The organism is Rubrilithobacter danxiaensis (assembly GCF_047272945.1).
Taxonomy (GTDB): Bacteria; Bacteroidota; Bacteroidia; order Sphingobacteriales; family Sphingobacteriaceae; genus Rubrolithibacter; species Rubrolithibacter danxiaensis.
This window is the reverse complement of sequence record NZ_JBKOPS010000002.1, coordinates 400,424-411,968: the sequence shown is the minus strand read 5'-3', so window position 1 is coordinate 411,968 and position 11,545 is coordinate 400,424. Positions and strand designations below refer to the sequence as shown.

General features: G+C 38.9%; 11 protein-coding genes. 3 read left to right on the top strand and 8 right to left on the bottom strand.

The window, feature by feature from the left end:
• Positions 1–61 precede the first annotated feature (61 nt).
• Positions 62–559 (top strand): hypothetical protein, encoded by a 498-nt coding sequence (locus ACLCDL_RS03945; RefSeq protein ID WP_423146968.1) that lies wholly within the window; start codon positions 62–64, stop codon positions 557–559.
• A 72-nt stretch (positions 560–631) separates the two neighbouring features.
• Here ACLCDL_RS03945 and atpG read toward each other — a convergent pair whose 3' ends face one another.
• From atpG to ACLCDL_RS03905, 8 genes are all read right to left on the bottom strand, one after another.
• On the bottom strand, positions 632–1,513 hold the full coding sequence (gene atpG / locus ACLCDL_RS03940) for an ATP synthase F1 subunit gamma (RefSeq protein ID WP_423146967.1): 882 nt from the start codon (positions 1,511–1,513) through the stop codon (positions 632–634).
• An 80-nt stretch (positions 1,514–1,593) separates the two neighbouring features.
• On the bottom strand, positions 1,594–3,168 hold the full coding sequence (gene atpA / locus ACLCDL_RS03935; protein ID WP_423146966.1) for a F0F1 ATP synthase subunit alpha: 1,575 nt from the start codon (positions 3,166–3,168) through the stop codon (positions 1,594–1,596).
• 37 nt (positions 3,169–3,205) lie between these two features.
• Positions 3,206–3,757, bottom strand: coding sequence for an ATP synthase F1 subunit delta (gene atpH, locus ACLCDL_RS03930; RefSeq protein ID WP_423146965.1), 552 nt, complete (start codon positions 3,755–3,757; stop codon positions 3,206–3,208).
• Positions 3,758–3,785: 28 nt separating this feature from the next.
• The gene (atpF, locus tag ACLCDL_RS03925; protein ID WP_423146964.1) at positions 3,786–4,295 is read right to left on the bottom strand and encodes a F0F1 ATP synthase subunit B; all 510 of its coding nucleotides are present in this window, start codon (positions 4,293–4,295) and stop codon (positions 3,786–3,788) included.
• A gap of 94 nt (positions 4,296–4,389) precedes the next feature.
• On the bottom strand, positions 4,390–4,608 hold the full coding sequence (gene atpE, locus ACLCDL_RS03920) for an ATP synthase F0 subunit C (protein ID WP_423146963.1): 219 nt from the start codon (positions 4,606–4,608) through the stop codon (positions 4,390–4,392).
• Positions 4,609–4,645: 37 nt separating this feature from the next.
• A complete protein-coding gene (gene atpB / locus ACLCDL_RS03915; protein ID WP_423146962.1) occupies positions 4,646–5,779 on the bottom strand; it encodes a F0F1 ATP synthase subunit A in 1,134 nt (377 codons plus the stop codon).
• Between the two features lie 14 nt (positions 5,780–5,793).
• Positions 5,794–6,180: a hypothetical protein gene (locus tag ACLCDL_RS03910; protein WP_423146961.1), complete on the bottom strand. Its 387-nt coding sequence runs from the start codon at positions 6,178–6,180 to the stop codon at positions 5,794–5,796.
• On the bottom strand, positions 6,177–6,449 hold the full coding sequence (locus ACLCDL_RS03905) for an AtpZ/AtpI family protein (protein ID WP_423146960.1): 273 nt from the start codon (positions 6,447–6,449) through the stop codon (positions 6,177–6,179). Before ACLCDL_RS03905 ends, ACLCDL_RS03910 begins: the two co-directional genes overlap by 4 nt.
• Positions 6,450–6,560: 111 nt before the next feature.
• On the opposite strand from ACLCDL_RS03905, the gene porW reads away from it, so the two are divergent.
• Positions 6,561–9,257 (top strand): type IX secretion system periplasmic lipoprotein PorW/SprE, encoded by a 2,697-nt coding sequence (gene porW / locus ACLCDL_RS03900; RefSeq protein WP_479725322.1) that lies wholly within the window; start codon positions 6,561–6,563, stop codon positions 9,255–9,257.
• Between the two features lie 2 nt (positions 9,258–9,259).
• Complete coding sequence (locus ACLCDL_RS03895; RefSeq protein WP_423146958.1) at positions 9,260–11,527, top strand: penicillin-binding protein 1A; 2,268 nt, start codon at positions 9,260–9,262, stop codon at positions 11,525–11,527.
• Positions 11,528–11,545: the final 18 nt, after the last annotated feature.

Here is an 11,545-nt window from a genome sequence, read left to right as displayed (position 1 = left end):
AGCGTTTGAAAATTTTTCACCGTATTATTTAATGTTATACATTTATCAAAAGTTGTTGGTATTGAAAAAGTTTTACCCCATTCTAAAAAAACTCCAACTACTTTTTTTAATTTCTTCATTATTATTTTTTACGAGTTGTTCTCAGGAAGATCAGGAAGCAGATCCCAGTTGTGCCGCGGTGCTATGTGCCGCTAACCTTTTGGCGCTTAATATCAAATACGTAGATAAAACCACCAATAAGGCGCTATTAAACAACCAGGATTCATTGTATAAAATAAAAGATCTGAAAGTGATAGAAGATAATAGTAACAGCACTTATAAAGCGTCTGTTAATGTCGACAGCTCCGACAAACATGTTGCTAAGATTACAGAACTGGCACAGGATTATTTTGACCTTAAATTAGGAACTTTACCTTCAGATAAAGTTGAAGTGCGAGCAAAAACAACCTCAAGTAGCTGTTGCCCTGGCATTATAGTAACAAAACTTTCTGTTAACGATTCTACCATCTGCGAGCCGTGTAACGATTTAGATAAAAAAGTTATAGAGATCAGAAAATAGGTTCTTACATATATAAAACAGGAAAGCCCGAGATTTGCATTTCGGGCTTTCCTGTATCGATTAATTCTTTGTTTATCCGTTTGATAAAGCTGCAGCACCACTCACAATTTCTGTAAGCTCTGTTGTAATTGCAGCCTGGCGTGCCTGGTTATAAGATAATTTTAGCGATCTCAATAACTCCCCTGCATTATCCGTTGCTTTATCCATTGCTGTCATCCGTGCACCGTGCTCGGAGGCATGCGAATCAAGCACTGCTTTAAATAACTGAATTTTAATTGATTTAGGTATCAATTGTTCTACAATCTCTTCTTGAGAAGGTTCGAGAATATAATCCACTTTATTAGCGGTATTTACAACTTCTGCTGATTTAGGTACCGGCAGCAATTGTTCCGTGATCAGAAATTGCATTGCTGCATTCCTGAAATGGTTATACACCACTTCCACCCGGTCATAGTCACCATCTACAAAACCTTTCATTATGGTTTCAGTTACCTGCGATGTATTGGCAAAAGTTAAAGCGCTGTAAAGCTCGTTATTATTCCCAATCACGTTGTATTTTCTTCTCTCGTAAAAATCCTGAGCTTTCTTACCGATAGCCACAATGCTTACATTTCCGCTTGCAAACTGCTCTGAATACTTTTCTACGATTAACTGATTGGCTGCCTTAATAACATTGGTATTGAAAGCTCCTGCCAGTCCGCGGTTAGAAGATACAACTACGATTAACACACGCTTTGGCTCGCGTTCCTGCAAATAAGGCGAAGTAGATTCTTCCAGGCTTGCCGAAAGATTACTTAAAATATCTTTCAGTTTATTTGCATACGGACGTAACTGAACGATCGCATTGGTTGCACGTTTCAATTTAGCAGCCGAAACCATTTTCATTGCTTTCGTGATCTGCTGCGTTGAAGATACGGACGCGATCCTGTTTCTTACTTCTTTTAAATTAGCCATTTATTTTTTTAGTATCGAGTACAAAGTATCAAGTATCATGACTTTAGTCTTGCTACTTGATACCAGATACTTGTATCTAATTAATATTTCCCTGCAAGTTCTTTTGCTACTGTTTCAAGCACGCTGGTTATATTATCATCAAACTTACCAGCTTTTAACGCCTGTAAAATTTCAGGATGACGAAGCTCTAATTGTTGTGTATATTCTGCTTCAAATTCCTTTACTTTATTTACCGGCACACTTCGCAATAAGCCTTTAGTACCTGCATAAATTATAGCAACCTGCTTTTCTACAGGTACCGGAGAGAACTGTCCTTGTTTTAAGATCTCTACGTTACGTGCACCTTTATCAAGAACTGATTTGGTAGCAGCATCTAAATCCGATCCGAATTTCGAGAATGCTTCCAGTTCGCGGTACTGAGCCTGATCAAGCTTTAAAGTACCGGCCACCTTCTTCATCGACTTGATTTGTGCGTTACCACCCACACGCGATACAGAGATACCCACGTTAATTGCCGGACGAACACCTGCGTTGAACAAGTTCGATTCCAGGAATATCTGTCCGTCTGTAATTGAAATTACATTTGTAGGAATATACGCAGAAACGTCACCGGCTTGTGTTTCAATAATTGGAAGAGCCGTTAAAGAACCTCCACCTTTTACAATACCTTTGATAGATTCTGGCAGATCGTTCATATTCTGAGCGATGGCATCAGAAGCATTAATCTTTGCAGCACGTTCTAATAAACGACTGTGAAGATAGAATACGTCACCAGGATATGCTTCGCGGCCAGGAGGACGGCGAAGTAACAAAGACACTTCCCGGTAAGCCACTGCCTGTTTCGACAAATCATCATAAATAATCAAAGCGGGACGTCCTGTATCCCGGAAAAACTCACCGATAGCTGCACCGGCAAACGGAGCAAAAAATTGCATCGGGGCAGGATCTGATGCAGAAGCCGCTACAACAATTGAGTATGGCATAGCTCCGTTTTCCTCAAGCGTACGAACAATGTTTGCTACTGTAGAGTTTTTCTGACCAACGGCAACATATATACAATAAACCGGCTGTCCGGCTTCGTAAAATTCTTTTTGATTGATAATGGTATCGATACAAACTGCCGTTTTACCTGTTTGGCGATCACCAATTACCAACTCACGCTGGCCGCGGCCAATCGGAATCATAGCATCAATCGCCTTGATACCTGTTTGCAATGGTTCAGTTACAGGCTGACGATAAATAACTCCCGGAGCTTTACGTTCCAAAGGCATATCGTACGTAGTTCCTGCAATTGGCCCTTTACCGTCTATCGGCTGGCCCAGGGTATTTACAACACGGCCTAGCATGCCATCACCTACCTTAATAGAGGCAATTTTTTTGGTACGTTTCAGGGTATCACCTTCTTTAATTTCATCGTAAGGACCTAAAAGAACTACCCCTACGTTATCTTCTTCAAGGTTTAAAACAACACCCTGTAATCCATTTTCAAATTCAACCAGCTCTCCTGATTGAACTTTAGTAAGGCCATAAACACGGGCAATACCATCACCCACCTGTAATACGGTACCTACTTCTTCCAGTTCGGCCTCTGATTTAAAGCCTGACAATTGCTGGCGCAATATTGCCGAAACTTCATCTGGTCTTACCTCTACCATAATTTTTTATCTAAGAGTTTATGTGTAAATCTATTATTTATTGAACAATGACTTTTTGGGAAAATTCCTTTTTCAGTTTTTGAAGGCTGCTTGAAATACTGGTATCAAACTGTTTATCGCCCACCTGTAAAATAAAGCCACCTATTAAATCCGGGTCAACCTTTGCTTCAAGCACAATTTCCCCTTTTACAGTTTCTTTTATTACCGCTGCAATCTTATTTATATTTTCTTCGCTTAAAGGAGCAGCCGATGTAACACGGGCCTTTACAATCCCTTTACGAATATTATATTCATTCAGAAACTCCTGCGCGGTAGCATATAAAATTTCGGATCTTCCTTTGCTTACTACTATTTTGAAAAAAGAAATAATCAAAAGATGTACGCTATTACCGAACAACTGATTCAAAATACTTATTTTTTTATCAGGGCTGATAATAGGATTTTTCAGCACTGCCTTCAGTTCAGGATTTGATTTACATATTTTAATAAAAAATGTAATATCATCCTTTACCTTCTCAAGAGCATTTTGCTCTTCGGCCAGATCTATTAATGACTTTGCGTATCTGCTTGCTACCTGTATTTCAGACATTTTGAATTACGATTTCTGATTGCAACAATCAATTTAATTTCACTTCGTTTATAAGGTCATTTACAAGCGCCTGCTGTTTAGACTGATCTTCGAATTGCTTGCGTAAAATTTTCTCAGCAATATCAATAGACAACGTTGAAACCTGATTCTTTACTTCCGCAAGAGCAGCAATTTTTTGGTTTTCAATTTCCTGCTGCGCTTTTGCAATCATTTTTTCACCCTCAGTTTGAGCTTGCGTTTTAGCTTCATTTACAATCTGGTCTTTCAGCGTTTTTGCTTCTTTAAGGATCAGGTCACGTTCTGCACGTGCTTCTCTTAATAAAGCTTCATTTTCACTTGTTAAACGAGCCATCTCTTCCTTTGCACTTTTTGCAGCTTCCAGGGCACTTTCGATAGATCGTTCACGCTCATGAATTGCACCAAGTATTGGTTTCCAGGCCAATCTTTTGAGCATAATCAGCAAAAGTAGAAATGCAATTGCAGACCAAACAATAAAGCCAAGATGATGATTTAATAAGCCTTCGAATAATTCTCCCATTTTTTTATATCGGATAAAGTTTTAATGCTTTTAAAAAAGGCCGGAAAAAGCAACCAATCGTTGAGTTCTCCGGCCTTTACAGACCGAAGTCGGATTACGCTCCTACACTGTTACCTAACAATGCAACTACCACACCAAACAGAGCAACACCTTCTACAAGGGCTGCTGCGATGATCATAGCAGTCTGGATTTTTGAAGCAGCCTCTGGTTGACGGGCAATACCTTCCATAGCTTTACCACCAACCTGACCGATACCGATACCTGCACCGATAACTGCTAAACCTGCACCAATTGCAGCAATTGAACCTACCATAATTGTATATATTTATTTGTTAACAAAAAAATTCAATTTAATGCGAATGCTCTTCTACCGCCGTTCCTATAAACAGGGCTGTTAGCATTGTAAAAATAAAAGCCTGCAAAAAGGCAACCAGCAATTCGAGCACATCCATAAACAAAACAAATGCAACTGATACCGGAGCTATTGCCAGTGATTTAAAAATAAAAATCAAGGAAATTAAACTTAGCACAATGATGTGGCCTGCAGAAATATTGGCGTACAGACGAATCATCAATGCAAACGGCTTTGATATTACCCCGATAATTTCAACTGGAATCATGATCGGATACAACCACCACGGCACATCCGGCAATAAAATATGTTTCCAGTAATATTTATTACCATTCAGATTGGTAACCATCATGGTAAAAAAGGCCAGTACAAAAGTCATGAATATATTTCCGGTAACATTTGCACCTCCCGGGAAAATCGGCAGCAAACCCATCAAATTATTAATCCATATAAAGAAGAAAATGGTTAATAAAAGGGGCATGAATTTGGTATATTTATAACCGATATTGGGTTTTGCAATATCATCGCGAACAAAAATAATTACCGGCTCAATTAAAGACTGGAACCCTTTAGGAGCCTTACCCTCACGTTTTTTGTATGCAGAAGCAACAGAAGTAAAAATCAGCACCAATAAAATAACGGCTATCCAAATAGCAGCAATGTTTTTAGTAATAGAGAAATCATAAATGCGGGATGAAGCTTCTTTATCAACTTCTCCTGAAGCATTTACTGCAAATATTTTATCCTCAATAAGTTTATACGTGTAGTATTTCCCCTGATAAGCAGTTTCTCCGTGATTAAATTCGCCTGAAGAAAAAGTCTCAACTCCTTTATCAGTATATAAAATAACAGGAAGATGGATTGATGTATGCCCTCCTATATGCCAGTCGTGAGAATCAGCAATGTGCTCCATGATCACTGCAGTAGGATCAAATTTTTCTTCACCGTGTTCTTTTTCCACATGCTCAACTCCGGGAATCTGCGCATCGGTTTCTACGTGATTTGTAAAAGTTGTATCAGCACTTTCAGACTGTGCTTTTACAACGGGGCTAAAAATAAAAAACGCTAAAAAAAGAGCGAAAACAGCACTTATCGTGATTTTTTTTGAATTTAAAATGTGGCTAAACAACATTTATTGCGTGATTTTTACGTTTTATTTTGGTGGCGCAAGTTACGCAACAAACAATAAACTTCAAAGGCGGTAAATAAGAAATATAAAGAAAAAAATTCGACGATAAAATAAACGCTATTTACGCTGAATTTCAGCAGGTAAACCAGTATAAAAGCCATCGAAAAAAGTAATTTAACTACGATGGAGCCGAGAACAGAATAAACCGATATTTCTCCTCCCTTTTTTATCCCGACAGAGGCTACCATATAAACAATCAGGGTTATTATTGCTATAAAGCCAAAAAGCACCCAGAACTTAGGTACGAGGACATTATTAATCAGGAATGCATCGATCAAATACGCTGCTATTCCGGCAATTGCGGTTAAGGCGAGGAAAAGGATTAAAAAGCGCTTCTGTGTCAAGATTTATTATTACTAATTGAACGTATAACCTGATATAGAGCAATAAAAACGCCCAGCAGACTAAATCCGGCGGTAAAAAGTGGTGTTTCAGAAGAACGATTCTCATCTATTTTATATCCGATGAACGTGAACACTCCGATTATTACAATCATTTGAAAACCTGCGGCAGAATATCGGATATAATTATTAAAGGCTCCACCGCCTTTTTTAACCGGTTTATTTTTATCGTCTGGCATCTGGTACAAATATGTAAAATGCAATTTAATCATTTTAATTTTACATTCATCGCGATTAAAAATAGTGCTTTCTTTGTCGGAAATCACATCAGATAAAATATTTTTGCCAATAATATGTTATTTTAGAAGTCAAATTCAATTACTTTGAAATCCTCTTCCTTAGCAATAAAATACTTACTATACTTTTGTTATTCTTTCCTTTTTATAACAGCAGGATGCAGTTCGCAAAAAAATACCGTTGCCAGCAGAGGAATGCAAAACCTTACTGCCCGTTATAATATCATTTATAATTCGCGTATTTTACTGGAGCAAAGCGAGGAAAACATAAAGGAAGCGTACTTCGATGATTATTCACAGATCTTATCGGTTTATAAAGAACCCTCTCTTAATTCCGCTAAGTCAGAATATACTATTCTTGATTCTGTAATTAACAAAGCAAACGTTATTGTAAACGAAAAGAACCTGAGTAATTACGTTGACGATGCCTACTTTTTAATTGCTACCGCAAATTACTGGAAAGCAAATTTCTTTAATGCAACTGAATTTCTTACTTACATTTACAAAACTTATCCTAAAGAACTGCAACTAAAACAAGCTTCCCTGGCATTAAAGGCACGGGCACTGATGCTGCTTAATAATTATGAAGAAGCAAAAACCGCTTTAGATACAGCAGCAAAATACATCCGCACAGATAAAAAAACGTCAGCCGAAGTATATGCAGCTACTGCACAATATTTTATTGAAACGCAAAATTATCCTGCGGCAGCAGAAAACCTTAAAAAAGCTTTAAAAATTATAAAAAACAAGCAGGAAAAAAACCGCTGGACCTTTATTCTTGCCCAGCTGCAGGAACGTAACGGGCAAACCAAAGAAGCTTACGAAAATTACAGGGCCGTTACTAAAAGCAATGCCCCATTTGAAATGGCATTCAATGCAAATTTGAACCGTATCCAGATTGAAGATGAGTTGGGAGGAAAAGATGTAACCCGGACTGACCGTTTAAAATCCCTTATCAGAGATGATAAAAACAAAGAGTTTATAGACCAGATTTATTACCGGATAGCAAGCATTTATGAAAACAAGGGCGAGGTTAAAGACGCGGTAGAAAATTACAATAAAGCCATCAGTTCCAGTTCAAAAAATTCAAACCAGAAAGGGCTGGCTTATTTAAAACTTGCTGATCTTAATTTCAGGCTGGCTAACTACCAGGAAGCCAAAGCATATTACGATAGTACTTTAATTACACTTCCTGATTCCTACCCTGATTATCAATTCATCAACCGTAAAAGGGATAACCTGGAATATCTGGCCGAAAGATTAAAAACCATCAGCCTTGAAACTGAATTACAAAACGTTGCCCGGCTCCCCGAAACTGAACGAGCAGACCGTATTGGAGCAATGGTAAGGGAACAAACACAAAAAGTGCTGGGCGAAAATCTTCAGACAACTGAAAAAGATGACACATTTAAAGAAGGAAAATTTTATTTCAATAATTCAATCGCTTTAAAACAGGGCTTCATTGACTTTAAAAAAAGATGGGGCAACAGGAAGCTGGAAGATAACTGGCGAAGAAGTACAAAATCAGCAGCCGAAGTAACAGCCATGGCACTTGATAATCCGGATACCGTAAATGCATCTGATTCTGCCCCGGATGTTACATTAGGTTCCATTAAAGATCTGCTGGACCAGGTTCCCTTAACAGGAACACAACTTGAACAGTCGAACAATAAAATAATTGATGCCTATTACGAGATCGCTAATTTCTATAAAGATGAACTAAAAGATACCAGAGAAGCAATAAAAACTTACGAAGAGCTTTTAGACCGGTTCCCGGTAAACCCCTACCAACTGGCTGTTCATTATAATCTGTACCGATTGTATGCGGATATTGATCCGACGGTTTCCGAAGAGCATAAAAACTATCTTATAAAAAACTATCCGGAATCTGCTTTTGCTAAAATCATTATTAACCCGGATTATAATTTAACAACTGATACTACAACCAATGCGCTAAATAAAGCTTACAATGAAGCGTATGATTTGTATTCGGAGAAAGATTATTTAAAAGCTACTCAAAAAATCAGGGCAATTGAAGCTACCTTTGGGCCTAATACTTTATCAGCTCAGCTGGCTTACCTGAATGCCCTTTCTGTTGGGCATACACAAAATCTCAATTCATTTGAATTGTTGCTAAAAAACATTGTAACTGATTTCCCTGCCGATAGCCTGGTTACTCCACTGGTAAAAGAACAATTGCGGTTTATTGAACTGAACCGCGAAAAACTGAATACAGGGAGTGTTGCACTTATTGACTCTGACCCTGACTTTGATCTTGCAGACGAATCGGCTGAACCTGTTGTCAATGCCGTTGTAACCAATCCAACCCCAAAAACTGCCAGTAAGAATGAAGAAAGTGCTCAACAAGAATCGCAGGAAACTAACAAGGAACCGGAAGCAGTTAAAAATTCCTATCCAACCGAATTCAGCCTTCCTGATTCTGCCTCTTATTATTATGTAATAAATATTACTGAGCCTGGCATAAATTTAAGTTCCAGCCGTTTTGGTATCGGCCAGTTTAATCGCAGCAATTACACAGGAGCGGGAATTAAACATCAGCTAAAAGAGGTAAATAACGAAAATCAGCTCATATTTGTAGGAGTATTTGAAAGCCGGGAAGCAGCAACGAGCTACGAAAAAAAGATAAATGCGGCATTACCTGCCATCATGAAAATTCCGGGCAATAAATACAATACTTTTGTAATTACAAAAGAAGGGCTGGATAAATTAAAGGATAGAAAAATTATTGATTCTTATTCAGAATTCTACAAGAACAACAATTAAACATGCAGAAAACGAATACAAAAAAGTTAACTCAACAGGAAATAACACAATATACGATCAGGTTTTGGAAAATAATAATAGGATTAGTTGCTTTTGTTATCATATTAATTTTCAGTATCGGGTTAGGGTTGTTCGGAAAAATCCCTTCCTTCCGTAGCCTTGAAAATCCTAAAAGCAATCTGGCTTCCGAAATTATATCTGAAGATGAGGTGGTACTTGGTAAATATTTTGTACAAAACCGTTCCAATGTCAATTACAATCAACTATCACCCAACGTCCTTAATGCCTTAATAGCTACAGAAGATATTCGTTTTTACAGCCATTCGGGTATAGATTTCAAAAGAACTTTTACCATTCTTTTTTATATTTTGCAGGGTAAAAAACAGGGAGCGAGTACCATTACACAGCAGCTTGCACTGAACTTGTTTGCAGGGCACGAGCGGGCTCAGAATCCTTTTAAAAGAACCATTCAAAAATTTCAGGAATGGATAACGGCTGTGAGACTTGAGCGCTATTATACCAAAGAGGAAATCATTACCATGTATTTAAATACAGTTGATTTTGGCGCTTATAACAGCTTCGGAATTAAAGCCGCGGCCCAAACTTACTTTAATACGACACCGGCAAAACTTACACCTCCGCAGGCTGCACTTTTAATCGGAATGCTGAAAGGACCGTCCTATTACTCACCTATAAGAAACCCAGAAAGAGCTATTAAAAGAAGGAACCAGGTTTTAGCTAACATGGAAAAAGCGGGTTACCTCAGTGAATCTGAAACAGAGGAATTTCAGGGTCAGGGACTTAATTTGTCTTTCCATCCCGCAAATTTCAATGAAGGCTCTGCAGCTTATTTTAGAGCAGTGCTTAAAAAAGATATCCAGAAGATCTTTGCTGATCAATCCATTACCAAGGCAGACGGAACACCGTATGATCTGGACCGTGATGGCTTAAAAATCTACACCACTATAAATTCTAAAATGCAAGGTTATGCGGAGGAAGCTCAGCAACAGTATCTTAAAGAACTGCAACGGCAATTTAACCGGCAATGGGGTGGACGCGATCCGTTTAAAGGAAAAGATATGATGAACCTGCTGGTGCAGGGGATGAAACGTTCTGACCGCTACAAGGAACTTCAGACTCAGGGATTGTCAAACGACGACATCTGGAAAAATTTCAGAACACCTGTTAAGATGACTGTTTTCAGCTGGAAAGGTGATATTGATACGACCATGCGGCCACTTGATTCGATCAAGTACTATAAATTAATGCTTCGCAATGCCATGATGTCAATGGATCCTCAAACCGGTTATGTAAAAGCGTGGGTTGGCGGAAATGACTTCGAATATTTTAAATATGACCAGGTAAAAATGGGAACCCGCCAGGTTGGGTCAACAGCAAAGCCATTTACCTACGCTGTAGCCATCGGAAACAATGCGTACTCACCCTGCTACCAGGTACCAAATGAACCGGTTTGTATTGACGGCTGGTGCCCGCGGGCTTACAAACCAATTCCAGGTTATTTAACCTTAAAAAAAGCACTTGCTAACTCTCAGAATTTCGTCACCGCCTATATGATGAAGCAGGTAGGCGCCACGGCCGTTGCAACTCTCATAAAAAAGATGGGAATTACAAGTGATGTCCCGGCATATCCATCCATTTGTCTTGGCGTGTTTGATGCTTCATTGTATGACATGGTAGGCGCCTATTCGGCTTTTGTGAATCATGGAGTGTGGACTGAACCCATTTATCTTACACGGATAGAAGATAAAAACGGCAATCTGCTGTATGAACATAAGCCAAAAGTAGTTGTAGCCCTGGATGAACAAACTGCTTATGTAATGACAGATATGCTGAAGGCTGTTGTTAATCAGGGAACAGGAGTCCGCCTGCGGTACAAATACCACTTTACCAACCCCATTGGCGGAAAAACAGGCACTACACAGAACAATTCTGACGGATGGTTTATCGGGATTACTCCCAAACTGGTTACAGGCGTCTGGACCGGTTGCGAAGACAGGGCTATTCACTTCTCTGCAACCAATAACGGAGAAGGAGCTAATGCCGCCTTACCGGTTTTTGCTCTGTACATGAAAAAGGTGTATGCTGATGCGACGCTTAAAGTTCCTAAAGGCGATTTTGAACCACCAAGAGGGGGGGTTAATATTACGTTAGATTGTGATGCTTACTCGGCAGATGCTGCCCGTCCCGATTCGATAGCTAAACCTTCGGTAAATACTGCTGATAAATTGAATGATAATATAAAGTTTTAGGAAAAAGCAAGCAGCTTC

What these genes read in the sequence shown, in the direction of transcription:
- atpA (WP_423146966.1), bottom strand. Translation starts at nt 3,168, where the DNA reads ATGGTAGAGGTAAGACCAGATGAAGTTTCGGCAATATTGCGCCAGCAA.
- ACLCDL_RS03895 (WP_423146958.1), top strand. Translation starts at nt 9,260, where the DNA reads ATGCAGAAAACGAATACAAAAAAGTTAACTCAACAGGAAATAACACAA.
- atpE (WP_423146963.1), bottom strand. Translation starts at nt 4,608, where the DNA reads ATGGTAGGTTCAATTGCTGCAATTGGTGCAGGTTTAGCAGTTATCGGT.
- ACLCDL_RS03905 (WP_423146960.1), bottom strand. Translation starts at nt 6,449, where the DNA reads ATGATTAAATTGCATTTTACATATTTGTACCAGATGCCAGACGATAAA.
- atpG (WP_423146967.1), bottom strand. Translation starts at nt 1,513, where the DNA reads ATGGCTAATTTAAAAGAAGTAAGAAACAGGATCGCGTCCGTATCTTCA.
- atpF (WP_423146964.1), bottom strand. Translation starts at nt 4,295, where the DNA reads ATGGGAGAATTATTCGAAGGCTTATTAAATCATCATCTTGGCTTTATT.
- atpH (WP_423146965.1), bottom strand. Translation starts at nt 3,757, where the DNA reads ATGTCTGAAATACAGGTAGCAAGCAGATACGCAAAGTCATTAATAGAT.
- atpB (WP_423146962.1), bottom strand. Translation starts at nt 5,779, where the DNA reads ATGTTGTTTAGCCACATTTTAAATTCAAAAAAAATCACGATAAGTGCT.